The sequence below is a fragment of the Glutamicibacter mishrai genome, from assembly GCF_012221945.1.
GTDB classification, from domain to species: domain Bacteria; phylum Actinomycetota; class Actinomycetes; order Actinomycetales; family Micrococcaceae; genus Glutamicibacter; species Glutamicibacter mishrai.
Genome location: NZ_CP032549.1, coordinates 1,583,680 through 1,608,557, shown reverse-complemented (window position 1 = coordinate 1,608,557; position 24,878 = coordinate 1,583,680). Strand labels below are relative to the sequence as shown.

21 protein-coding genes are annotated in these 24,878 nt (G+C 61.8%); 9 read left to right on the top strand and 12 right to left on the bottom strand.

Annotated features, from left to right (window positions below; genetic code table 11):
• Positions 1 to 81 precede the first annotated feature (81 nt).
• Complete coding sequence (locus D3791_RS07610; protein WP_172511807.1) at positions 82 to 780, bottom strand: maleylpyruvate isomerase family mycothiol-dependent enzyme; 699 nt, start codon at positions 778 to 780, stop codon at positions 82 to 84.
• A 169-nt stretch (positions 781 to 949) separates the two neighbouring features.
• Between D3791_RS07610 and D3791_RS07605 the strand changes: the two genes are divergently transcribed.
• Entirely contained in the window at positions 950 to 2,725 is a 1,776-nt protein-coding gene (locus D3791_RS07605; protein WP_081638045.1) for a plasmid pRiA4b ORF-3 family protein, read from the top strand.
• Between the two features lie 10 nt (positions 2,726 to 2,735).
• Here the strand turns inward: D3791_RS07605 and D3791_RS07600 are convergent, their stop codons facing one another.
• The 4 genes from D3791_RS07600 to D3791_RS07585 form a co-directional block, all read right to left on the bottom strand.
• Positions 2,736 to 4,097 (bottom strand): LCP family protein, encoded by a 1,362-nt coding sequence (locus D3791_RS07600; protein WP_172511806.1) that lies wholly within the window; start codon positions 4,095 to 4,097, stop codon positions 2,736 to 2,738.
• Positions 4,098 to 4,262: 165 nt separating this feature from the next.
• Positions 4,263 to 5,150 (bottom strand): LysR family transcriptional regulator, encoded by an 888-nt coding sequence (locus tag D3791_RS07595; protein WP_022874639.1) that lies wholly within the window; start codon positions 5,148 to 5,150, stop codon positions 4,263 to 4,265.
• Positions 5,151 to 5,293: 143 nt separating this feature from the next.
• Entirely contained in the window at positions 5,294 to 5,452 is a 159-nt protein-coding gene (locus D3791_RS07590) for a hypothetical protein (RefSeq protein WP_022874640.1), read from the bottom strand.
• A gap of 98 nt (positions 5,453 to 5,550) precedes the next feature.
• Positions 5,551 to 6,573, bottom strand: coding sequence for a LacI family DNA-binding transcriptional regulator (locus tag D3791_RS07585; RefSeq protein ID WP_172511805.1), 1,023 nt, complete (start codon positions 6,571 to 6,573; stop codon positions 5,551 to 5,553).
• Between the two features lie 250 nt (positions 6,574 to 6,823).
• Between D3791_RS07585 and D3791_RS07580 the strand changes: the two genes are divergently transcribed.
• Genes D3791_RS07580 through D3791_RS07560 form a run of 5 tightly spaced genes read left to right on the top strand, consistent with a single transcriptional unit; the run spans position 6,824 to position 13,261 of the window.
• Positions 6,824 to 7,171 carry an L-rhamnose mutarotase gene (locus D3791_RS07580; protein WP_022874642.1) on the top strand — a complete coding sequence of 116 codons (348 nt, stop codon included), beginning with the start codon at positions 6,824 to 6,826 and terminating at the stop codon, positions 7,169 to 7,171.
• Positions 7,172 to 7,201: 30 nt separating this feature from the next.
• Entirely contained in the window at positions 7,202 to 8,374 is a 1,173-nt protein-coding gene (rhaI, locus tag D3791_RS07575) for an L-rhamnose isomerase (RefSeq protein WP_022874643.1), read from the top strand.
• Complete coding sequence (locus D3791_RS07570) at positions 8,375 to 9,682, top strand: MFS transporter (RefSeq protein ID WP_216847367.1); 1,308 nt, start codon at positions 8,375 to 8,377, stop codon at positions 9,680 to 9,682.
• A 40-nt stretch (positions 9,683 to 9,722) separates the two neighbouring features.
• The gene (locus D3791_RS07565) at positions 9,723 to 11,780 is read left to right on the top strand and encodes a bifunctional aldolase/short-chain dehydrogenase (RefSeq protein WP_172511804.1); all 2,058 of its coding nucleotides are present in this window, start codon (positions 9,723 to 9,725) and stop codon (positions 11,778 to 11,780) included.
• Positions 11,777 to 13,261, top strand: coding sequence for a rhamnulokinase (locus D3791_RS07560; protein ID WP_172511803.1), 1,485 nt, complete (start codon positions 11,777 to 11,779; stop codon positions 13,259 to 13,261). Before D3791_RS07565 ends, D3791_RS07560 begins: the two co-directional genes overlap by 4 nt.
• Positions 13,262 to 13,325: 64 nt before the next feature.
• Here the strand turns inward: D3791_RS07560 and D3791_RS07555 are convergent, their stop codons facing one another.
• The 4 genes from D3791_RS07555 to D3791_RS07540 form a co-directional block, all read right to left on the bottom strand.
• Positions 13,326 to 13,976, bottom strand: a complete 651-nt coding sequence (locus D3791_RS07555; protein WP_172511802.1) for a class I SAM-dependent methyltransferase — start codon at positions 13,974 to 13,976, stop codon at positions 13,326 to 13,328.
• Between the two features lie 103 nt (positions 13,977 to 14,079).
• A complete protein-coding gene (locus D3791_RS07550; RefSeq protein ID WP_172511801.1) occupies positions 14,080 to 15,744 on the bottom strand; it encodes a cytochrome b/b6 domain-containing protein in 1,665 nt (554 codons plus the stop codon).
• Positions 15,744 to 16,727, bottom strand: coding sequence for an electron transfer flavoprotein subunit alpha/FixB family protein (locus D3791_RS07545; RefSeq protein ID WP_172511800.1), 984 nt, complete (start codon positions 16,725 to 16,727; stop codon positions 15,744 to 15,746). The genes D3791_RS07550 and D3791_RS07545 overlap by 1 nt, the downstream gene beginning before the upstream one ends.
• Positions 16,728 to 16,741: 14 nt before the next feature.
• On the bottom strand, positions 16,742 to 17,518 hold the full coding sequence (locus D3791_RS07540) for an electron transfer flavoprotein subunit beta/FixA family protein (protein WP_172511799.1): 777 nt from the start codon (positions 17,516 to 17,518) through the stop codon (positions 16,742 to 16,744).
• Between the two features lie 147 nt (positions 17,519 to 17,665).
• Between D3791_RS07540 and D3791_RS07535 the strand changes: the two genes are divergently transcribed.
• A complete protein-coding gene (locus D3791_RS07535) occupies positions 17,666 to 18,775 on the top strand; it encodes a hypothetical protein (protein WP_172511798.1) in 1,110 nt (369 codons plus the stop codon).
• Between the two features lie 22 nt (positions 18,776 to 18,797).
• Here D3791_RS07535 and D3791_RS07530 read toward each other — a convergent pair whose 3' ends face one another.
• The 3 genes from D3791_RS07530 to D3791_RS07520 all read right to left on the bottom strand — a co-directional run bounded on the left by D3791_RS07530 (position 18,798) and on the right by D3791_RS07520 (position 22,575).
• Entirely contained in the window at positions 18,798 to 19,223 is a 426-nt protein-coding gene (locus D3791_RS07530; RefSeq protein WP_172511797.1) for a DUF1801 domain-containing protein, read from the bottom strand.
• A gap of 1 nt (position 19,224) precedes the next feature.
• Positions 19,225 to 20,610, bottom strand: a complete 1,386-nt coding sequence (locus tag D3791_RS07525) for an MFS transporter (protein WP_022874653.1) — start codon at positions 20,608 to 20,610, stop codon at positions 19,225 to 19,227.
• Between the two features lie 381 nt (positions 20,611 to 20,991).
• Entirely contained in the window at positions 20,992 to 22,575 is a 1,584-nt protein-coding gene (locus D3791_RS07520) for an HNH endonuclease (protein ID WP_172511796.1), read from the bottom strand.
• A 149-nt stretch (positions 22,576 to 22,724) separates the two neighbouring features.
• Here D3791_RS07520 and D3791_RS07515 point away from each other — a divergent pair, with 149 nt between their 5' ends.
• Both D3791_RS07515 and D3791_RS07510 read left to right on the top strand, forming a co-directional pair.
• Positions 22,725 to 23,066, top strand: a complete 342-nt coding sequence (locus D3791_RS07515; protein WP_022874655.1) for a DUF1801 domain-containing protein — start codon at positions 22,725 to 22,727, stop codon at positions 23,064 to 23,066.
• A gap of 100 nt (positions 23,067 to 23,166) precedes the next feature.
• The gene (locus D3791_RS07510; RefSeq protein WP_172511795.1) at positions 23,167 to 24,780 is read left to right on the top strand and encodes an AMP-binding protein; all 1,614 of its coding nucleotides are present in this window, start codon (positions 23,167 to 23,169) and stop codon (positions 24,778 to 24,780) included.
• Positions 24,781 to 24,878 lie beyond the last annotated feature (98 nt).

Below are 24,878 nucleotides of genomic sequence, written 5' to 3'. Positions count from 1 at the left end.
TTTCATCTCGATGAGCAGGGCGTATCTATTCTCCCCGTTACCTGACACATTTTCACGTGCAGACACACGTGCCCGATGCGGCTACCAGGTGGGCAGCTGCGGAATCGGCCCGTCGGCTTCGATGTAGCGGTCATTTTCCCGGGCCAGCCACTCGACCAGGCCCGCGCGGTCGGCACGGACGGTCAACGAGCCGTCGCCAATAACCCATTCGTCCCCTTCTTCGCTCCGAAGAGTCATCCCGGGGGCATCCTTGACGCGCATGGTGCGAACCGCTGCTTCGACGGCATTTTCTTGGGAGACCGGATCGGCTTCCTCGATGGTCCATGCGGTGTCGAGGTCATGGTGATGGATGACCACTTCTGCAATGCGCAGCGCCACGATGGAGGTGGCCGGGATGATCTTGCCGTGCAGGTCCACTTCCTCAACAGCAAGCTCGCCGGCCAGGCGCTCGCACTCTTGGGCGAAGTAGGTGGCTGATTCATCAAAAGCGGCGAGCAGTTCTTCGCGGGGCAGCGCGGCCAGCTGGTCGATTTCCGCGTTGCGTGCATCCTGCGACGCGTAAAGCTTCTGTGGCTCGCCGCTGGTGGCCCAGTCGACGAGCTTCACCAGGCTGCGGCCGTTGGAGGCCAAGTGCGCGATGACATGTGCGCGGCTCCAGCCCTCGCACAATGAATCTGCGGCTAGTTCTTCGGAGGACAGGGTCTGGATCGTTGCGGACATCATCGCAGTTTCACGACCGAGCCGGGACAGATCCGAATGCAAACGGGCAGTATTGATCATGCGCTCACCCTACCAACGTGGGTGCGGACACAATAATGATTTCGTCATAGATATCCAAGCAGTCTGGATTCAGACTGCCACGGAATCGCTTCGGGCTAAGAGTTGGGTCAGAGCGCCCGTTGGCACGTAGCCTTGAAACTAAGGGAAGCAACGATGGGAAAGCAGCTCAGTGGCGAAGAAAAAGAAGAAGCAGAAGCCCAAGCAGGGGCACCCGGCACGCCTGCAGGGAGATGTCGTCTCCATTGAACGGGCGAAGGTCAAGCGCGGATTGGATGCGCTAGCCCCTCAGTTCACCCGGTGGCTCGAAGCCCAGCATGGGGATAGCGAACTGGCCCCCATGGTTTTGGCCGCGGTGGGCGAGACCTTGAGCTACTACGCTGAAGCAATCGAATTGCGCGGCGTCACCGACTTCGACCCGCCGCAGCTGTTCACGGTGCTGAATGCAACCATCGATTTTGAAGAAGCCGAAGACCCGGATGACGATTCCGGGGAGCTTCGCGAGCTGGTCTTCACCGCTTGGACCGTCTACTTGGACTTCTTACGTGAAAACGACCTGTGGCGGGGTGATCCAGCGGGTCTCGAATGGCTGCTGGAGACCATCAATTCGGATGACCCGTTCAGCGAGCACAGCGAGACGAAGCTGCTGGATGTCCCGGAGTCCGCTGAAGATGCGTTGGCTGAAATCAGCCAAATGCGGGTTTTGAAGATGGGCCGGGTTCTCCTTACCTGGGCTACCACCACAGGTCATGAGTACTGGAATGCCGGCCCGGGCCCGAAGTATCTTTCCCAAGCCGCTGACGCGGTTCGCGGGCTATTTTCTAAGGGCATTGATACTCCAAGCCGTCAGTATGCTGCTTCTGTTGTGCTCTCCGCGCTCGAAGCGGCCGGTGCACTGGACACCGCAACAGGTGCCGTTCCGGAGCACGGCAAGAATGCTCGTGCCCTTTTGGCCTCTGGCGGCGTGGCTACCTACGAGAGCAAGTACACCTACCTCAAAGCCGTCCTTGATCTGCTGCTGGCCCAGCCCGAGCAAAGTGCCGGGGAAAGCCTTGAAGCCTGGGGCTTGTCCAACCTCTGGTTGCTCAAAGCCATTGACGGCGAGGCACAGCCGGTCGCTGAAGAGCGCAGCGAGGCGTTCTCTGAAGCAGGCTGGGCCGGGGCGCATCAACGCATGGACTTGCTGCGTTCCCTTGGCCTCGTGAGCCCAGGAGTCACCTACGATATTCCGGGAGTTGTCCGCCTGGCGTTGACCGATCTGGATGAAGACGCGCAAGAACAAGAGCTGGATCAAGCGGCGGAAGACCAGACGGCCGCTGATCCCTTCGGATTCTCGCTTGACGAGGAAGAAGAACCCAAACGACTGAAGCGCACCGAGCCGTATCAGGGCAAGGTGCTGCAGCTCAAGCTGACCCTGCGCGAAGCAAAGCCGCCGATCTGGCGTCGCGTCTTGGTGCCAGCCGACCTGAATCTGGCCGACCTGCATGACATCATCCAGATCAGCTTCGACTGGTCCGATTCGCACCTGCACCAGTTCTACGGGAAGAACTACAAGGTCAGTTATGGTCCGCAGAATCCGCATATGAAAAGCGATATCGACGAGTCGACGGTGAAGCTTTCCAAGCTGTTCAAACAGGCTAAAGACCGTTTGGCCTACGCCTATGACTTTGGCGATGATTGGCGCATCGGAATCGAGGTCGAAGACGTTCTCAAGTCCGACGATGGCCAGCTGCCGCGGTGCATCGGCGGCCGCCGCATGGGTCCGCTGGAAGATAGCGGCGGAGCGTTGAACTGGAACGAGATGGTCGAAGAGCTCAAGAACGAACAGCCGCTGACCATGATGCAGGACGTTGTTCCCGAAGACTACGCATTGGAGCCAGGCGAGGATTTCGACCCAGCGGTGTTCAGCATTGAGGAAATCAACGAGAACCTGGACGCGGAGTTCTAGCGCCTAGCAGTTAGCCGCACAAGTTTTGGCTGGCCTTCCGGTTGGTGGTTTTCACCGGGGATTCCTCCGGCTTCTCAACGCTCTGATAGTCCTGGCCCAGGTGCAGCTGCACCCCGTCGATGGCGGCGGTTTCCGGCGTGATATCCAGATTAAGCTCCTTGGCCAGGGCTGCGGCGGTCTGCCGTGCCTCTTCCGTGTCGGCGGCCAGCAGGGTAGTTGTGCTCTGGACGCTGGCGGCATTGCCGATACCGAACACCGTGAACCCTTGGTCGGTGGCCTTCTTGGCGTAGTCGCCGGCGAGATTCGCTACCCGGGCGGCATTGGTGATGTGCACGGCTGCCGCACGGTCATTAATTGCCGCGGCATCCGCATCGGATTTCTTCCCCGGTTGCTTTCCGGCGAGACCCACCGGTGAGTCCTCGCGCAAGCTGGCAAAAAGCGCCTCGGCATCTGCCGAGGGAACTACTCGGTTGCGGTCTTGCGGTGCCGGCTCCCATGGCATGGTCATGAAGGTGATTTCCTCGGAAGGCACCGCCTGGGCACGGGCGGCCAAGGCGGTGAGATCGGAGAGCGAGCTCAGTCCGGGGTCCACGGTCAACGACTGGGTGGCAGCGTCCAGGAATGAGTACAAGCGGTCCGGGCGGGCCAGCGTCTCGCGGCTGGTCGCTTGCTGGACGATGGCCGACATGACCATTTGCTGGTGTCCGAGCCGGGCGATGTCGCTGCCGTCGCCCACTGCATGGCGGGTGCGAGCCAACGCCAAGGCGTCGGTGCCGTTGACTTTCTGGTCCCCGGCGGGAAGATCCAGTTTCGCCTTGGGATCCTTCATCGGCTGAGGCAGGCACACGCTGATTCCGCCCAGCGCGTCAACGATGGACATGAATCCTTCGAAGTTCATCTCGATGAAGTGGTTCAGCTGGATCCCGGTCAGCGATTCCACGGCGGCAACAGAGCAGGCCGGGCCATAGTTCAGCGCCGAGTTGATCATCGATACACCGCCGGGGGATGAGCCATGACCGGTGTCTTCACAGGCTGGCATGTCGACCAGGGTGTCACGCGGAATCTGCACCGCATCAATCCGCTTGTTGCCCGCGGCCACATGGACCAGCACCATGGAATCGCTGCGCGCACCGGTGGCCTTGCCGAATCCGGAGGCTTCAAGGTCGCGGGTGTCAGAGCCAAGCAGCAGGATATTGAGCCCATGGCTGGAGTCGGGAGCGGTGGATTCGGAGCTGCGCATGGATGCGGTGGAGATGTTGCCCTGCAGTTTGAACCAGAGACCGCTTGCGGCGACAACCAGGGCAATGACCAGCGCGGCGATGAGCACGAAGGTGATGCGCCGGCGGCGAGGTCGGATTCGAAGCTCGGTCATCTGGGGCCTCCTGCGTGCGTTCATCTGGTCATAGGTCAACCTCCAGACGATCACGAAAGCCCAGCAGCGCACCAATAGTTTTCACGATCGGATCCATGCACCGAAGCTATGCCAGGGCGTAGTGGCCATGAATCGCAGGCCCAACGCCCGGACGGGTGCAATGACTCACAAGAAGTGCAGGAACTCTGCCAACGCGGGATTCTGGAATGGGTCGGGCCGGTAGATCACGCCGATGGCTCGGCCGGTTCCTGTTGGAAGTGGCATCTGCTTGCCGCCATAAACTTCGGCCGTGGTGGCCATGATGCTTGGAACCATGGTGATCCCGCCGCTGGCAATGCTCAGCGGAACCAGGGCGTCACGCTGCACCGTGGTGATGACCCTCGGAGGGGTGCAGCCCAGCGAGCGGTATACCTCGTCGGTCACCTTGCGGATGGACGTGGGCTGGGGAAGGCTGACCAAGGTCAAAGTACCCAGCAACCCGGCGTCGAGTTCCGCGGCTGTCTCTGTATCAGCGGGGAGCACTGCGGAGAATTCCTGATAGCAGACCAGCCTGGTTTCCAGATCAGAGGGCACTGCGTGGCTGACGCCAAAGGCCGCGTCGGCGCTGCCGAGCCGAATGGCCTCCACGAGCTCATCGTGATCCTGAACGCTGAGGATTTCCAGATGGATGCCGGGATGCTGCTGATGGAATTTTCCTACGTACTCGGGCAGCACGCTGCCGATCAACGAGGGCAAGCCCGCGATGCGCAGGGAACCGGTTTTCAGTTCCCTTGTTGAAGTGCCCAGGGCGTTGATCGAAGCCAGCTCATCGAGGATTCGCCGGCCAGCCGGTACGAGGCTGCGACCGGCATCGGTGAGCTGCATGGTGCGCCCGACCGCACGGAAAATCGGCACGCCCAAGCTCTGTTCCAGGCTCTGCACCCTTCGCGAGAGGGAAGGCTGGGAGATTCCGAGGATGTCGGCGGCAGCAGTGAAGGAACCATAGTCGACCACCGCGATAACAGCCGCGATCTGGGGCAGGGAGACACCGCTGAGGTCGGGTTGAGTGGCCATGAAGTGAAGGTCCCCTAGAAGATGTGGCGGCAACGGTACTATCGCAAAACGCTAGCATGAGCGCCTGTGGCCACCGGTTAACGCACTGCGGCGGGATGCTCCTCAAGGGAGCATCCCGCCGCAGCGGTTGTGCTAGGTGGTAATTAGATGTCGGTGCCGTCGATGGCGGCTCCTGTGGGAGTTGCCCCGCCTTCGTCGGTCCAGTCCTGGCCTACCTCGTCATTTAGCGCAGGGTCGGAAATGGTATCGGGCACTTCGGCTTCGTCCTTGTTCAGGAATGCGTCCGGATTATTTGCTGTCATGATTCCATCCCTTTCGTTGGCTGGACCTTCAACCTAACAAAAGATCAACGCCGACTGCATCCCCAGATGCCGGCTTTGAGGAAGTCATCAGCAAGCCATTAGTTCGCGTTGCCCGTCCCCACAGTGGATTCACGGATGACAAGTTTCGGGGTGAAGACGAACTGCTCGCGCACCGCGTCCGCCCCTGCCTCTGCTTCGCGCAGCAACACGTCCACTGCCGTGCGGCCGATTTCCTCGGCTGGCTGGCGCACAGTGGTGATCGGGACAACGGCCGACTGGGCGAAGTCGATATTGTCGTAGCCCACCAGCGCGATGTCGCCAGGCACCGAGAGGGACCCGGACATCACCAGGGCCTGCAGGATGCCCAGTGCCAGCAGGTCGTTGGCGGCGAAAATCCCGTCCGGGCGTTGGGCGGGTTCCATGGCAAGGATGCGCTCGCCGACGGCCCGGCCTTCAATCACGGTGAGCTGCTTGGTGGGCAGGTGCAGCAGCACTGCGTCGGCGGTGCCGGCGATCACCGATTGGGCTCCTTCAAGTCGATGCTGCACCTGTTCGATGCTCTGCGGTCCGCCGACAAACGCGATGTTCTTGCGGCCCAGATCCACCAGGTGCTGCACGGCGATGCGTCCGCCTTCAACGTCGTTGACCGAGACCGAGGAGAAGCTGCGATCCCCGCTGCCGCGGTCGACCAAGACCACCGGGGTGCCGGCTTCGCGGATTTTCCAGAGGCGGCTGAAGTCGCTGTGCATGGGGGAAATGAGCACGCCGGCGACTCGCTGCTCCTCGAAGAGATCCAAGAGCTGCTGTTCGGTAGTCAGCGAGTTGTCGCTGGCACCCATGAGCACGGTGTAGCCATTTTCCAGGGCGCGGTGCTGCGCGCCTTGGGTGACGTCCATGAAGAAGGGGTTGCGTGCATCGAGTACGACGAGCCCGAAGTTCCGGCTGTGTCCTGCGCGCAATTGCCGGGCGGCGTCGTTGCGGACAAAGCCGAGCTTTTCGATGGCTGCGGTGACCTTGGCGACGGTTCGTTCGGAAACAACCTCGGGGCGGTTGAGCACGTTGGATACGGTGCCCACGGAAACTCCGGCTTCGGCGGCGACTTCCTTAACGCTGACGGCCACAGAGGATTCCTGTTCTGATCGGGGTTGCTTGTCTTGCGAGTATATCCCGGGCTGCAAAAAACAACTCAATGCACATGAGTTTTGAAAGGTTTCAAAAGTTTTCGGCAAAGTCGGCCAATCTAGCTTGAACTTCAGGAGTGAAGTGTCTTACACTCAATAAACCGCATGATTGAAACGATTCATTTTATTCAAAAAATGAAGAGCCTGCGGTAACACCGACAACGACGTTTGGCGCAGATAAGGAAAACCAGTGCGAGTTTGCTTCCAGCTACAGGTCCTCCCGGAACTCATGGATGAATACATCGAACACCATCGGCACGTGTGGCCCCAGATGCTCCAAGCCATCAAGGATGCCGGGCGCCGGAACTACTCGCTCTTCCTTCGCGGCGACGGCCTGCTGATCGGCTACTACGAAACCGACGACGATGAAGCAGCCCAAACAGCCCTGGACGCCGACCCGCGCACAGCCTTGTGGGAAGAACAGATGTCTGAATTCTTCGTCAGCCTCGACGGGCGCGCCGACCAGCAGGCACAGCGCCTTGGCGAAGTATTCAATCTCGAAGACCAACTGGCCCACCTGCCAGCAGCAAAGAACTAATTCACCGCATTCGCAGAAAAGGAGAGGTTCATGGGCGCAACGTTGAGCCCCGAAAACCGAGAAACCCTCAACCGGTTGGCCATCGAGGTCCCGTCCTGGGCCTACGGCAACTCCGGCACCCGCTTTAAGGTGTACTCCACCGCAGGCACTCCGCGGGACCCCTTTGAAAAGATCGCCGACGCCGCCGAGGTGCACCGCCTGACCGGCCTTGCCCCATCGGTCGCGTTGCACATTCCCTGGGACAAAGTCGAAGACTTCGCCGAGCTGCGCACCCACGCCGAAAACCTGGGTGTGCGTCTGGGAACCATCAACTCGAACACCTTCCAGGATGACGACTACAAGTTCGGCGCACTGACCCACGAGGATCCCAAGATCCGCCGCAAGGCCATCGACCACCACCTCGAATGCATCGACGTCATGGACGCCACCGGCAGCCAGGATTTGAAGATCTGGCTGGCTGAAGGCTCCAACTACCCGGGCCAGGCCGATATGCGCGGCCGCCAGGACCGCCTGGCGGACTCGCTGGCGGAAATCTACGCGCGGCTGACCGGCGAGCAGCGCCTGGTGCTGGAGTACAAGTTCTTCGAGCCCGCTTTCTACCACACCGACGTTCCGGACTGGGGCACTTCCTACGCCCAGGTCGCCGCCCTGGGCGAGCGCGCCATGGTCTGCCTGGATACCGGGCACCACGCGCCGGGCACCAATATCGAGTTCATCGTCATGCAACTGCTGCGGCTGGGCAAGCTGGGCTCCTTCGACTTCAACTCGCGCTTCTACGCCGACGATGACCTGATCGTCGGATCAGCCGATCCTTATCAGCTCTTCCGCATCATGGCCGAGGTGATCCGCGGTGGCGGGCTGGAAGAGTCGAGCACCATTTCCTTCATGCTGGACCAGTGCCACAATGTGGAGAACAAGATCCAGGGCCAGATCCGCAGCGTGCTCAACGTCCAGGAAATGACTGCCCGCGCCCTGCTGATCGACCGGGTGGCGCTGACCGAAGCGCAGATTTCCGGCGATGTCTTGGCCGCCAACGAGATCTTCATGAACGCCTTCTACACCGATATCCGTTCGGAACTCGAAGCCTGGCGCGCCGAACGCGGCCTGCCAGCAGACCCGATGCAGGCCTTCCGCGCATCGGACTACCAGAACCGCATCGAAGCCGAACGTGTCGGCGGGGTCCAAGCAGGATGGGGAGCATAAATGGGTACCGCAGCAACGAAGCGCGGCATCACCGGCTGGAAAGCCACCATCGCCGTCGCGATGAGCAACTACATCGAGGCCGGCGCCATTATCGCCCTGGCCACCAGCTTGAGCCTCTGGCAGTCGGCTTTCGGGTTTGATGACGGTCTGGTCGGCGTGATCGCCGCGGTCTCCGCCAATGCCTTTGGCGCGGCGCTCGGCGCCATGATCGGCGGCCCGCTCTGCGACCGCCTGGGCCGCAAGTTCATCTACACCTATGACCTGATGGTCTTCATGCTCGGCGCCCTGCTGATCACCTTCACCTTCAACACCGTTTTGCTGGTGGTGGGCGTGGTGCTCATGGGCATCGCCGTGGGCGCCGGCGTCCCGGCATCCTGGACCTATATCGCCGAGGAAGCGCCAGAGGAATCGCGCGCCGCCCACGTGGGCACAGCGCAGCTGGCCTGGTCCTTCGGCCCGGCCGTGGGTTTCGCCCTGGCGATCATGGTCGCGCCTCTTGGCGTGACCGGGTCCCGGCTGATCTTCTTGCACCTGTTCATCGTTGCCGCGGTGACCTGGTGGGTACGCCGCGGCCTGCCCGAATCCACCCGCTGGAAAGAGCAGCGGGCCACCGAGCTGGCCAATGGCACCAAGCTGTCCTTCTTCTCCGGGATCCGCGGCCTGCTGGCCGAACGAAAGAACTGGTCGGCACTGCTGTTCCTGATCGGCGTCTACGGGCTATGGAATACCGTGGCCGGCCAGGCCGGCATCTTCCAGCCGCGCGTTTACGAAGCCGCCGGAGTCGAGTCGGCCACGCAGCAGAACCTGCTCCAGGTCCTGGTCTGGGTGCTGACCGCCGCTGCCACCTACTTCGGCTTCATGAAATACGGCGACCGCGTCTCCCGCCGCTGGCTGTACTTCACCGGCGCCCTGCTGGGCATCGTGGCATGGGCCGTGCTGATCTTCGCCCCGCCAGGCGCCTTCTCGCTGCTGTTCTACGCGGTGGCCTGGGGCATCTCAGCCGGTATCGGCGCTCAGGCCTTTTACGGGCTGTGGACCGCGGAGCTGTTCGCCACCAAGTACCGTGCCAGTGCCCAGGGCATGCTGTTCATGCTCGCCCGCGTGATGGTCGGCCTGCTGTCCCTGGTCTTCCCGGTGCTGCTCACCAGCATGGGACTGGAAAAGCTGGGCCTGCTGATCCTGGGACTGCTCGCCGCAGCCCTGCTGATCGGAACGATCTGGGCCCCGGAAACCCGTGGCAAGTCCCTGGAAGAAATTGAAGTAGCGCGCTACGGCAAGCTGGTCGCCCCCAACAAGGTCGACGCTTAAGCGCCGGCGCTGAACACGACGAGGAACACCTGAGAGAATCATGACTCAAAGCATCGCACCTGCCACCACCAGCGCGGCGGCCGCGCTCATCGAGCGCTCCAACCGGCTGGGCCAGGACAAGAAGAACACCAACTACGCCGGCGGCAATACCTCGGCCAAGGGCACCACCATCGATCCGGTGACCGGGGAGAACATCGAGCTGCTGTGGGTCAAGGGATCCGGCGGCGATCTGGGAACGCTCACCGAACAGGGCCTGTCCACACTGCGCCTGGATCGCATGCGGGCACTGGTGGACGTCTACCCGGGCGTGGACCGGGAAGATGAAATGGTCGCCGCCTTCGACTACTGCCTGCACGGCAAGGGCGGCGCGGCCCCATCCATCGACACCGCCATGCATGGCCTGGTCAACGCCAACCACGTGGACCACCTGCACCCGGACTCCGGCATCGCCATCGCCACCGCCAAGGACGGGCAGGAACTGACGGCCAAGATCTTCGGCGGCAAGGTTGCCTGGGTCGATTGGCGCCGACCGGGCTTCCAGCTCGGGCTGGATATTGCCCGGATCAAGGAAGAGAACCCTCAAGCGGTGGGCTGCATCCTCGGCGGACATGGAATCACCGCCTGGGGCGATACGAGCGAAGAGTCCGAAGCCAACTCCCTGTGGATCATCGACACCGCCGCCGCCTACATCCAGGAACACGGTGCCCCCGAGCCCTTCGGTCCAGTGCGTCCCGGCTTCGAAGCACTTCCGGAGCCAGAGCGCCGCGCTCGTGCCGCCGCCCTGGCGCCAACCATCCGTTCACTGGCCAGCAATGACAAGCCGATGGTCGGCCACTTCAGCGACGACGAGCGGGTATTGGACTTCCTCTCCCGGCGAAAGCTGGCGCCGCTGGCCGCGCTGGGCACCAGCTGCCCGGACCATTTCCTGCGGACCAAGGTCAAGCCGATGGTCCTGGATCTGCCAGGCACCGCCAGCATCGACGAGCAGCTCGCCCGGCTTCAGGAACTGCATGCCGAATACCGCGAGGACTACCAGCGCTACTATGAGAGCCACAAGGATGAGAACTCCCCGGCGATGCGCGGAGCAGACCCGTTGATCGTCCTAGTTCCCGGCGTGGGCATGTTCTCCTACGGCGCGAACAAGCAGACCGCGAGGGTGGCTGGCGAGTTCTACCTCAACGCCATCAACGTCATGCGCGGCGCTGAAGCGCTGTCGACCTACACCCCGATTTCAGATGCGGAAAAGTTCCGGATCGAATACTGGGCGCTGGAGGAAGCCAAGCTGCAGCGCATGCCGAAGCCGAAGTCCCACGCCGGACGCATCGCGTTGGTCACCGGAGCCGCTTCGGGCATCGGCAAGGCCGTGGCCAAGAGGCTTGCTGCCGAGGGAGCCTGCGTGGTGATCGCCGACCTGGACCTGGCCAAGGCGCAGGATGCCGCCGCAGAATTGGGCGACGCGGATGTGGCTGTAGGCGTGGCCGCCAACGTGGCTGACGCCCAGGCCGTGCAAGCTGCCATCGACGATGCGGTCCTGGCCTTTGGCGGACTGGATCTGGTGGTGAATAATGCCGGACTGTCCCTCTCGAAATCGCTGCTGGAAACCACCGAAGCCGACTGGGATCTGCAGCATGATGTGATGGCCAAGGGCTCGTTCCTCGTCTCCAAGGCCGCGGCCAAGGTGCTGATCGAGCAGAAGCTGGGAGGCGACATCATCTACATCTCTTCCAAGAACTCGGTGTTCGCTGGCCCCAACAACATTGCCTACTCGGCCACCAAGGCGGACCAGGCCCACCAGGTGCGCTTGCTGGCAGTTGAGCTGGGCGAGCACGGTGTCCGGGTTAATGGCATCAATCCCGATGGCGTTGTCCGCGGGTCCGGCATCTTTGCCTCCGGGTGGGGTGCCAACCGCGCCGCGACCTACGGGGTGGCTGAAGAAGACCTCGGCCAGTTCTATGCCAACCGCACGATCCTGAAGCGCGAAGTCATTCCGGAAAATATTGCCGACGCGGTATATGTACTGACCGGACCCGAATTATCCCGCACCACAGGGTTGCACATTCCAGTGGATTCTGGTGTTGCTGCAGCGTTCCTGCGATGAGCCGCAACCAAGGCCAGCACCCGGTTGCCGCCATCGATCTGGGGGCTACCAGCGGCCGCGTCATGATTGGCGAGCTGGTGGACGGCAAGGTTGAACTGACCCTCGTCCACCGCTTCGCCAACGGGCCGGTGCCACTGGTCGAATTCGACTCCAGGGCATCAGCGCAGGCCTTGGCCTGGGACATCGATGAGCTGTGGTCGCAGATCCGCCAGGGGCTGCAAATGGCCTTTGAGCTGCGCCCGGACATCGCCAGCATCGGAGTCGATTCTTGGGCGGTGGACTACGCGCTGCTCAAGGAAGGGCAGCGTCTGGGGCAGGTGCGGCACTACCGTGATCCGCGCAATGAACTGGCGGTCCCGGATCTGGAGGCGAAGTTCAGCCGAGCTGAGCTCTTCGAGCGCAACGGCCTGCAGTTCCTGGCCTTTAACACCATCTACCAGTTGCAGGCCGAGAAGCAGGAGCAGCGACTCGGCGAGGCCGACCAGCTGTTGCTGGTGCCCGACTACATCAACTGGCTGCTGACCGGGCAAGCGCGGTGCGAGTGGACCAATGCTTCCACCACTGGCCTGCTCAACCAGCGTTCCGGAACGTGGGATGAGGAATTGGTGGGGCAGCTCGGAGTGGCTGGCAAGCTGGCGCCGATCATCCACCCTGGTGACAGCGTTGGCTCCTTGCTGCCGGAACTGGCCCGGGAATTCGGTGCTTCGAATTCGGTGCAAGTGGTGGCGGTCGCCTCCCATGACACGGCCAGTGCTGTAGCTGCGACACCGTTGGCGGGCAAGAACTCCGCGTACATCTCCTGCGGAACCTGGGGACTGGTCGGAGTGGAGTTGGCTGAGCCGGTGCTGACCGAGCAGGCTCAAGCGGCGGGATTCACCAACGAACTCGGCCTTGATGGATCGGTCCGGGTCCTCAAGAACGTCACGGGAACCTTCTTGCTCAGCGAATCGGTGAGCTACTGGAACCAGCAAGCTGCGCAGGCCTCAGAACCGGAGGTCCAGCTGGCCGATCTGCTGGCGCAAGCCGCGAGGCTGCCCGTTCCCCTGGTCTTGATTGATCCGCAAGACGAGGAGTTCCTCGCACCGGGACGGATGCCAGTTCGCATCAGCGAAGCGATCAGCAAGGCTGGAGGGACCGCACCGGAAAGCCGTGCCGAGCTGATTCGCATTGTCATCGAGTCCCTGGCTGCGAGCTTCGCCGCCCAGGCCCATGAAGCGGCGCGGCTGGGCGGATTCGACCTTGAGGATATCCATATTGTCGGCGGCGGATCCCAAGGAGAGCTGTTGTGCCAGCGAACCGCTGATCTTGCCCGGGTGCCGGTTGTTGCCGGCCCGGTCGAGTGCACCGCCTTGGGCAATGTGCTGGTGCAATTGCGGTCCTTGCCGCAGGGTGCCGATCAAGTCGATGACCTGCGTGCGGTGGTTCGCCGGTCTGTGGTTTTGCGCAACTATCAACCGGTGGGCGTGCTCAAGCCGGCATAGATCCGTGTGGGAATCTATGCCTTCAGTGATCCTCCAGCTGCGCAGGCTGGGGGATCACTTCATTTCAGGCCTTGCGCTGGATAAAGACCACTGAATCTTCCATCACTGCTGGTTGGCCAGTCGGAGAGATGATGCTGCGCTCCACGACCTCGGCTTGCAAGATATCCCACTCACCCGGATCCAGCGACAACGCGTCGAGTTCTTCCTGCGGGGTGGGGAATGCCGGAAGTTCGTGATCCACCGGCGGCGCCCATGAAGGGCGAGCCGCATGAGACAGGGCCAGCAGGTGCCCGCCCGGGGCGACGAAGCTTGCGGCCTTGCGCAGGAAATCAGCGCGTGGGAACTCGAAAGGCGCTTGGAAGAAGCTCAGGGTCACCAGATCGAAGGCTTGGCCCGTGTCCCATTGGCCGAGGTCGGAGGCGACAAATTGGGCATCGGCTTCGGCGATATCGTGTTTCTTGGCCTCCTCCCGGGCGCGGCTGATTGCCGTGGGCGAGATGTCCAAGCCGGTGGCCTTCCATCCGTGCGTTGCCAGCCACAGGACGTCGCCGCCTTCACCGCAGCCGATGTCCAGGGAAGTCCCCGGGCGCAGCGGCGATACCAAGTTCTCGATGACCTGGTTGACCTTTCCGGACCAGACGCGCTCGGATTGCCCGTAATGGCTTTCCCAGAAAGCTACGCCGTCTAGCTCTTCGGCGCTGTGGTGATGGTGCATGGTTTTAGTCCCTCGGTTGCCTGACGGATGCTCTGAAATCACCATAACGGGCCGCTAGCTCCTCACGCGAGGCGTTTTGCGTTAGAGGCAATTTCTGGTCTGCCTAGCGGGAGCTGACCTTTCCGAAGAGGCCTGCGATCGAGGAGAGGACCATGGGCCTGCAAGCGAACCATGCCCCGGCGATCACCAGCAGCGACAAAGCAAAGAACAACAGCCCCGTCCAGTTATCCGCGTACTGTGTGGGATCGGTGGAACCCTGGGCCGCGTACATATGGTTCAGATTGCGCAAAGCCCCGGTGGAGAACACCAGGATCACGTGGACCACGATGAACAGGACGAAGTAGATCATGGTCGGGAAGTGCACGGCACGTGCCAGTTCGATCGGGTAGTTCTTGGCCAGTGCCGGATTCTTCGGCCAGAATGCGCTCAAACGGAAACCGGTGATCACCGCCAAAGGAGCGGCGATGAAAACGGTGGTGAAGTACGCCAGCTGTTGCAGCGAGTTGTAGTTCACCCAGCCGTTTTCCGTAGGCCAATCCAGCGTCAGGTATTGCAGGGCCGCCGAAATCGCATTCGGGAACACTTCCCAAGACGTCGGAACGATTCTCATCCAGTGCCCCGAAGCGAAGAGCACGATGATGAACACCAGGCCGTTGATAATCCACAGCAGGTCAAGGCTCTGATGCAGCCAGAGGTTGATGCTGACCTTGGGGCTTCGCTTGGAGGACCAGTAGGCTGGCGGTTTCTTCTGATGCCGAACGAGTAATCCGGATCGGATGATCAGGACCATCAGGAAGAAGTTGAAGAAGTGGTTCCACGCTAGCCACGCAGGTACACCCACCGGCGCCGACTCAGGCAGGTGGTATTCGCCGGGGTAGCGCTGGATGAAGGCTCCCACCGAATCGATGCTGGCGATTCCCCGGGCGACCAGGACCACCGCCGTGGCCATGCCCAGTGCGCAGAACGCGCCAAGGACGCCGGCGAGCACCCACTGTTTCGTGGTCAACGGGCCATGGCGCTTCGGCTCGGTTGCGGCCGGCTTTGACGGAGCGGCTTTTGGCGTCGGCGCTGGTTCAGGCGCTGGCGTCGAAGCAGGTGGCTGTGTCGATGCCCGGGTGGGTGCGGCTTCCGGCGCGGGAGCCGGCGCACTTGCGATAGCAGGCTCGACAACTGGTGCAGCGACGACTGGCTCTACGGCAACAGGCTCTGCTGCAACAGCTGCTGGGGCCGGCTCGGCTTTTTCGGCCGGGACTGGAATGGCCTCCGGTGCGGCGACAAAACTGCTCGGTGGCCAGGGGCCGCCGTCAGCCACCCGCGGCAGTCCCTGTCGAACCGCCGGCGAATCACTGTTGGCTTCGATCGAAGCGGCGGCAGGCGCAGGCTCGGTTGTTGGGACAGGTTCAGATGCCACTGCGACGGCAGGTTCCTGTGCTGGCTCGGGTGCCGGCACGTGATGAGGCGCAGTCCGGGGTTCGTCGACGGCTGCAGCATTCGTTGGTGCATCTGTCGGCGGCCAAGGATCCCCGCCCGCTACCCGGGGCAGGCCCTGGCGCAGTGCTCGTGCCGGTGTCGCTGCAGCTGGTTCTGGGGCCGCTGCTGGCGTCGGAACCGAAGCCGCGACTGTCCCCGGTGCCTCGATAACCTCGGCCGGTTCAGCAGCAACAGGTGTCTGAGGTTCCACCCTCTGTGCGCTGGCCGGCGGCCATGGTTCGCCTCCGGGAATCCGGGGCATGCCCTGCCGCAGGCTCTTGGATGCTGGACTCGTCATTACTGGGCCTTGCGTGCTTCCAGCGCGGAAATCACCTGGGGGACCACCTTGAAGACATCGCCGACAATGCCGAAATCAGCAATCTCGAAGATCGGCGCATCACCATCCTTGTTGATGGCAACAATGGTCTTGGCCGTCTGCATTCCCGCCTTGTGCTGGATCGCTCCGGAGATGCCCAGGGCGACATAGAGCTGTGGGGACACGGCCACGCCGGTCTGCCCGACCTGGGCTGCGTGTTCGATGAACCCGGCATCCACCGCGGCGCGCGAAGCGCCCACGCCGGCGCCCAAGGCATCGGCCAGCTGGTACACCAAGTCGAATTGCTCGGTGCTGCCCAGCCCACGTCCGCCCGAAACCACCTTTGTGGCCGTGCGCAACTCGGGGCGAGCCGAATTGGACTCCGCCTTCTTAAGATCAAGCACCTGGATGTCAGGGGTCGTGCCTCCAGCCAGCTCAAGAGCGGTGACTGCCGGTTCCTGCCCCTGGGCGCGGGCTTCGATGCTGCCCACCCGCACCGTGATCACTGGCGCGCCAAAGGTCGGAGCGCTGGTGGTCGAGAAGGCCCCGCCGTAGATCGAATGGCTGGCAATGACTCCCTGCTCATCACGCTGGACCCCCAGAGCGTCTACGCTCAGGGCGAGCTTGTTGCGCACGGCGAAGCGGGCGGCCACCTCGCGTGAGGTCAGGCTATGGGCTAGCAGCACGGCGTGCGGCTGCACAAGATCATAGGCTTGCTGCAGCGCGTCGGCCAGCTGCCCGGTGAGGATCGCGGACTCGACAACAGCGCTGAGTACCGCCGATGCACCGGCCTGCGCTGCCTGGGCTGCGAAGGCTTCAAGATGTTCACCGGGTGCGGCAACCAGGGCTACCGGGGTGCCGACACCGGCGGCGGCTCCGAGCAGTTCGGCACTGTTTTTCGCCAATTCGCCAGCGGCCGTGGTTTCGAGGAAGACAAGGATGGAATCTGCGGCAAATGCTGTCATGGTCATCTTTCCGTTCACACCAGGTTGTTCTTCGCCAGGAAATCGACCAGCGCGGCACCGGCCTGGCCATCATCATTCATGATCGTGCCCGCCTCGCGCGGCGGCTTCTGGGCCACGGTGAGCATGATCGAGCGGGCGGTATCCGCCGGCAGGGCGTCAACGCCGAGATCCGCCAGCGAGAGGATCTCGATCGGTTTCTTCTTCGCGGCCATGATGCCCTTGAAGTTCGGGAAGCGCGCATCGGGCAGGGCCTCGGTGATCGAAGCGATGGCTGGCAGCGGGGTGCTGATCTGCGCAGTGGCACCCTCCAGCTCACGGGTGCCGCGCAGCACTCCGTCGGCGATGGAGATCTCGGACAGCGAGGTGGCTGCGGGCAGGGAGAGCAGCTCGGCCAGCATCACCGGCAGCATGCCCGCCGAACCGTCGGTGGACATGTTCCCGGCCAGGACCAGGTCGTATTGCTCGCGGCGCAATGCGGCTGCCAGGACTTCGGCGGTGAGGACCAGGTCGGCGCCGATCAGCGCATCGTCGCTGATCTGCACGGCGTCGGCGGCGCCCATGGCCAGGGCCTTGCGCAGGGTGGCCTGGATGGAATCCGGGCCCATGCTCAGCACCGTGATCCGGGTGTCTGGATCCGCGTCCAGGATCTTGAGCGCCACTTCAAGCGTGCGCTCGCCGATTTCATCAAGCACCGCTTCGGATGCGGCGCGATCAGCCAAACCGGTCTGCTGGTTCAGCGCCCGATCGGCCCCGGTATCCGGGACCTCCTTGATTAAAACGGCGATCTTCATTCGGTTCTCCCTCGTACCGCAGGTGCTAGGACTTCCAAGTTCCTCTGTTGCTCATCTTGTCCGATTCCCACCGATAGGTCAATGGATATTCCCCGGACACCGTAGGCTTGATGCTAAGAGCACGATCGATCACTCAAAGGAACGCTCATGGCCAGCAAAAAGCGTCAAAGCAAGAAGAACTCCGGCGCAGGAAATCCTGCCAAAGCCGCCCAGCGCGGCCGCAGCGTCTACCGCATCCAGGTGGAGCAATACGTCGACTCGCTGCGCGAAGACTACACCGCTTGGGTATCGGCCACCGTCCCTGCTTTCTCGCCAGAAGACGCCGCCACCGCAGCGAATGCGCAGCTCTTCGCCATCGGCGCGGTGGGCGCCGAATACGCGCAGAAGGCCAGCAGCTCCAACCTGCGCGATATCGACCTCGACCTCTTCGGCGAATCATTGGCCGAGCACCTGATGGGCCTTCCGGACTCGTTGGCGCCAGAACCGATCTTCGTCTCCTGGCTGGACTACCTCAACTTCCTCGAAGAGCGCGATCTGTGGGAAGGCGAGGCCGAGGACTTCGAAGCGCTGCGCGAAATGCTCGAAGACACCCTGGATGGCTTCGCCGAGGGCGACGCGGAAATCTGCGAACTGCTGCGCGAGACCGAACTGTTCAACAAGGTCAAGGCCTTCGCCTTGGCCCTGGGTGACGGCGTGGACATGTCTGATGACAGCGAAGTCGGCAGCAAAGCACGCGCCCGGGTGCTCACCGCGCTGGGACTGGACCCCAAGGCCCTCGATGCCGACGCCCCCGCGCCACTGGTCTTCACCTACATCTGGGGCGCCGCGCGTCTGTCCGTAGTGGACTTCGACGGGCCGATGATGACCCTGGACGAGGAATCCTACGACCTGCTGGTGGATGGCGACCAGGCCGCCAGCGCGCAGATCCTCTTCGAGATGGCTGTCGGCTGCGTCCAGGCGCACCTGAACCCCGCATTCGACGTCACCCTGCGCGATGAGGCCCACTACCTGGTGCTGCGCAACCTGCTGGTCACCGCCTCCACCGGACGCGACGGCGACCTTGAAGGCCTGCGCCGCAATGTCGGCCCGAAGAACTACGACGCGGTCCTCCCCGAAGCACAGGCAGCTATGGATTCGCTGGTCGGCTACGGGCTGCTGGCCAAGGATGGCGACACGTACAGCATCGACGAACGCCTGGTGCCGGTCATTTCCGCAGGCATCACCGAGGTCGAGACCTTCTTCGAAGAAGCCGAATAGGCACTGGTCGCCATCGTCGGCTTTAACCCGCGGTTTCATCCGGGCGGGCAGCGGCGATGGCGATCAATTTCTTGAGCACTTCAAGATCAATGTCCTCGAGCTTCTTCACATAGACGCAGCCGGCACCCTCGGTGTACTTGCCCAGCTGCGGCAACAGCGCCGCGCCTTCGGGAAGGTCCTTCAACCCGTAGATCGACAGCTGGGCCTTGCGCGGCGAGAAGCCGGTTTTGGGCCAGATGCCGGTGTTTTTGGGGTTGCTGGGCGACACATAGGTGTAGGTCCCGTAGCCCACGATGCTCGGTCCCCACATCACCGGCTTTTCCCCGGTGGCTTCGCTGAAAATCCGTTCCAGCGCTTCACCGTCAATCCGGCGCTTTGCCGGGGTCGCGGCAGCGATGAATTCATGGACGTCAACGTCGGTGGGAAGGGTCTTCTGGGTTGCTGCCAAGTTATTGCTCCAAAGCGGTGGTCGGGTTCTCTGTCTGGAAAATCGCGGAAAGCTTGCGGTACTGCTTGGTGCCCATGGACAACAGTGCCACCACAATCATGATCAGCCCGCCCGCCAGGAAAATCAGTGCGATGCCGCGGGCCTGTCCGGCGCCCAGCAGCCAGCCGAGCTGTTCGCCTCCCTGCTCGCTGCGCATATAGGGGATGATCCAGTACTGGGCGATCGGCGCAATCAGGAACGCCGTGATCGGAGCCGCGGAGGCCTCCATCATTTGCGCGAAGCCGAAGACCCTGCCCTGGCGCCGGAAAGGCACCACCTTCTGGATGACGGTCTGTTCCGAAGCCTCCACCGCCGGGATCAGCATCATGTACAGCCAGATGCCCAGGATATACAGCCATGTCCATTCGCGGATGGTGAAGATCGCGCCGAGCAGTCCCATGGCCGCCACCAGCCAGAGCATGGTGCGGATCGGATTGCTGCCCAATCCGAATTTTGCGATCGCCAGGCCGCCGATGATGAACCCGGTCGATGCCAGCCCGAAGGTCAGGCCCCAGGCCTGCACCGACATGATGGTCAGCCCGTAGGGATCCATCAGCGCCATATAGGTGCCGCCGATGAAGTTATTGAACATCGAGAAGATGATCAGCGCGAACAACCCGGGGATGGCCATCACGGTGCTGAATCCCAGGCGCAGGTCGCTGGTCTTGGTGCGGCCTTCCTCTTTCACCGGTTCGTCTTCCGGGATGCTGATCTGCAGCAGATGCAACATGGTCAGCACCACCATCACGATGGAAATCGCCAGGGTCCAGCCCATCCCCAGCCAGCCGATGGCCAGGCCGCTGAACACGCTGGTGATGATGAACGCGATGCCCTGCACCGTGCCCACCAGCCCGTTGGCGTTGGCGTGGCGTTCGACCGGGATCAGCAGCGTCACCGTGGTGGACAGGGCGATTCCGCGCATCTGTTCAACGATGGAGCCGAAGAGGATAACCAGGCAGAAAAGCCAGAACTGCCAGCCGCCAACGTCCAGGATGTCTTCGGTAGGAAGCCACAGGTAGATCAGCCCGGCGAGGCTGAAGGTGGTGGCGGTGATCATCGCGGAAAACACGAACACCGGCTTCTTGCGATGGTTATCCACGATGGTTCCGAAGACCATGGAGAACACCGCGATCAACAGCATGAAGGCGCCGCCGATGATGCCGGTGGCCATCACGTTTTCGGTTTCTAGATACACCCAGAAGGTCAGCGCGAACCACAGGAAGCTGGTGGTGAAGTTCGCGACCGCGGTATTGATCAGGATATGCAAGAAGCTGCGCTGACCGTGGGCCGGTGCCGCGGGGCCCTCGGTGTCCGGTGCCGCGGTATTTTCGACGTGCTCTTCACTCATGGGGCGACCTGCTTGATCTGGTGCCGGTGATGGTTTCACCAGAATACCGTGACTGCAATTTGAACGATAGCTGTCAATAATCGTCAGGGCGACGCTCATGGCTGACGGATTTTTTCCTTCGTTCAGGAAGCCCTCTGGCTGATGCCGTCACGATCTTGCGGGTCGCCTACTCCCGATGACGTGACGGAAAAATTCCTTCACGCAGAGGCTTCACGCTTATGCTGTCATGGTTCTCGGAAGCACGGCGCTGCAAGGCGCGCACTGCCGCTACCCGACGTTGCCGGTTTTCTCGCCGTCGTGGATTTGTTGGGGTATTGGTGTTCTGGTTCGTGCGCAGTGACGGAAAAAATCCGTCACGCAAGATCCCGGGGGAAGATGGCCTCAGCTAGGGGCCGGGTCCTGGCCGGCAGAATCAGCCACTGGCTTATGAATCCTGAAGTTGAAGTCGCCATCGCCAAGATGGGGCTTCGCCAAGATTCGCCGAAGGTCTGCTGGTGAAGCAACTTTGCGCTCGGGGCAGCGATTGTGAATGTGCTCGAAGAGTTCGACGTTCTCAACACTGCCCGGGATCACCAGCGAATTCAGTCCGTGGGGAGTGCGCCAGCACTTCGAGCCATCGGGGCGGTTGGTGACCCTCCAGCCAAGCGCATGCTTGAACATCTGATGCTGCTTGCACAGCAGTTCGGTGTTCTCCCTGTCGGTGTGCCCGCCGGTCTCCCATCCGTCAACGTGGTCCACCTCGGAAGTATCGGCGGTGCGTCGGCATCCTGGGTAGCAGCAATGTTGATCGCGTGCCCGAAGGAATTCCTTGAGCACACGCGGCGCTTTGTAGCGCTTGCGCCCCACATCCATCACGGCACCACTAAATGGATCGGTGAGCATAGGGATGATGGAAGGCGCATCCTTGGCCAGCTGCATGGCCAAGCCCATGGGGATCGGGCCGTAGCCTTCAAGATCAGCCATGGAGCACTTTGGATTAGCCAGCATCTGCAACGCCGGGATGGTCACGACGACTCGGGGCTTGAGCGGGGTGCCATTGGTGGTCGGCCAGCCGTTGATCAATGCGTCGCAGAGAATGTCTGACATGAGCTGGGCTTTGGTACGAGTGTCCTGCGGATCCTTATGCTGGGAGACCTCGTAGTCCAAGGTGTTCATGATGGAACGCACGTTGATAGCAGGGGCGGTCAAGTTGAGTGAAGCCATCCCGTCAGGGCGGTTCCAACTGGTGACTTTCCTCGAGTCGGCGGCCTTTTCATGGCGAGCCGTAGCAGCTTCAGGATTTGATCGATCGTGGAACCGGCGGGCCCGCTGGCTGACTGTGTCATCGGATGATGTTGCGGCAATCGGCAATAGCTGGTGCTCCATCAGCTCGATCTGCTCCGTCGAAAGATCCTGCGAGTTCTTCACTATGGCACGTGCCGCAGAGGTAGTGATCTGCCCAGCGGCCAGTGCCTGCAGGGTCTGCGGGCAAGCATGGCGCAAACCCTTGGCCGTGAACATCCGGGCACGAGCTTTTTGAGTCGTCATGCGAAGGGCGATCGCCGCTTCGGCAACGAAGTTCGAAGTGATGACTTGGTCGCTAGCGCGGTCCACGGCGTAGTAGTTGGCGCTGAGGCGTTCACGCCGCTCCTGATCAGATTCGAGATAGGGCTTGGCGACGTCCTCCTCAGCGAAGGCCTGGGCAACTAGTTCAACACTGTCGGCCATGATGACCGAGGTGGCTGCCTCAAGCATGCTATTCAACTTCTGGATCGTCTCCAGGCGGCGAAGCCCCTCGCCGGGGTCCTTGAGCGGGCCAGCGTTGAATAGCTCGTCGGTGAGTTTCTTCATTGGGCCGAAGAGCATCTGGTGCTCCAGATGGTCCGTGAAGAACGAGTCGGATTGGGATTCGCCGCGGGTACCCGGCGGATCCAGCGGGAGGCGATGTTCGTCATCGTCATCGGGTGCAAAGTAGTTATTTCTCATGCTTAATTTTCCCGCGGAATACGGACAGTTTGACTGGTTATCCACAGGTTTTGGGGGCCGATCGGGTAGGTTATTTGATTGTTAGAACAGGGCAGAAAAGTCACAAATTGACCACGGTAAAACCGTCTATATTCAAAGAGGAGTCGACCATGATTTTTAGCAAAAAGGGCGATGAGGCAGTCCGCAACAAATTGGCCGGTGCCCCGGCACCTTACAAGGAAATCGCGCTGCGGCTGCACGAGATTATCAGCGAGAGCGCGCCGTCCTTGGAACCGGTGGTGCGCTGGGGTCTCGCGTTCTACGTCAAGGACGGCCAGGACGTTTGCTACATCAAGCCAGATAAGAACTTCCTGGTTTTCGGCTTCGGCGAAGTGGTGAACCCGGCGTTCGATCAGGGTGAACTGATGCACCCGGTGGCGTGGACGATCACCGCGCTGGACGAGGCAACCGAAGGCAAGATCCGCGCGCTGGTGTCCAAAGCCGCGGGCTGATCTGGCACGCTGCGAGGCCAGGGTTGGCAGGGTGATCACCCCGGACTATTGTTTGAATGTGATGCAGGGCACTATTTGAACCGAGTTGAGGGGCTTGTTGATGAAGGCTTATGCCAAGGGCGAGAGCGAACCGGAGCTGCTGGAAGAGACGATCGGAGTCAACTTCGAAAGAACGGCAGCTCGCTTGGGAACTGCCGAAGCCCTGGTAGAAGTCAGCACGCAACGGCGCTGGAGCTGGCAGCAACTCGATGAGCAGGTCAACCAGTTGGCCAAGGGCATGATCGCCGCCGGCCTGCAGCCCGGGGACCGCGTGGGGATCTGGGCGCCGAACTGCGCCGAATGGGTTTTCACCCAGTATGCGACGGCGAAGATCGGCGTCATCCTGGTCAATGTGAACCCGGCCTACCGCACCCATGAGTACGCCTACGCGGTGAACCACAGCGGGCTGCGGATGCTGGTGGCAGCCACCGAGTTTAAGACCAGCAACTACCGCGTCATGGTGGAGCAAACTCGTGCCGATACCCCGAGCCTTGAGCGGGTGGTATACCTAGATACCCATGATTGGCAGCAGTTGCTCGATCAGGGCGTTACGATATCCGACGAGCAACTGGCCGCCCGGCTGGCGGCCACCAAACCCGAAGACCCGATCAATATCCAGTACACCTCGGGAACCACCGGGTATCCCAAGGGTGCGATGCTCAGCCACCGCAACATCCTGAACAACGGCTACCAGGTCACCGGGATGATCGATCTGGACGAGCATGACCGGTTATGTGTTCCGGTGCCGTTTTATCACTGCTTCGGCATGGTGATGGGCAATCTGGGTTGCACCTCTCGCGGGGCGACTATCGTGATTCCGGCACCAGGATTTGATGCAGAAACCACCTTGTCTGTGGTCGAACAGGAGAAGTGCACGGGCTTATATGGGGTGCCGACCATGTTTATCGCCATGCAAAACCTGCCCAACTTTAATGACTTCGACCTCTCAAAGCTGCGCACCGGAATTATGGCCGGGTCCATCTGTCCAGTAAAAGTGATGCGCCGCTGCGTGGAAGATATGGGTATGAGCGCGGTATCCATCGCCTACGGCATGACCGAAACCAGCCCGGTCTCCTGCCAGACCCGCAGCGACGACGATTTCGAACGCCGCACCGCCACCATCGGCCGGGTGCACCCGCATGTGGAGATCAAAGTGGTCGATCCGCTCACCGGCGAAACGCTGGAACGCGGGGAAACCGGCGAATACTGTACCCGCGGCTACTCGGTGATGCTCGGCTACTGGAACGACGAAGAGAAAACCCGGGCCGCCATCGACGACGAGGGCTGGATGCACACCGGCGACCTGGCGGTGATGCGCGAGGACGGCTACTGCACCATCGTGGGCCGGATCAAGGACATGATCATCCGCGGCGGCGAGAACATCTACCCGGCCGAGATCGAGGAATTCCTCTACCAGCACCCGGATGTCGAGGATGTTCAGGTGGTCGGCGTGCCCGACGAGAAGTACGGCGAGGCGGTCTGCGCCTGCCTGCGCATGAAGGCCGGACGCGATCCGCTATCCATCGAGGCCGTGCACGAGTACTGCAGCGGGCAGCTGGCGCATTTCAAGATCCCGGCCTATGTGCAGATCCTGGAGGATTTCCCGACCACGGTGACCGGGAAGATCCGCAAGAACCAGCTGCGTGAAGATGCCGCGAAATTGTTGCAGCTCTAGGGTGTGCTCTGTCCATCCTGCGCCGAGGAAAAGCGGTGCTTTTGCTGGGGTGATTTGCATCTCGACATGCTTCCCTGAGTGCGGGCAAGATGCTAGCT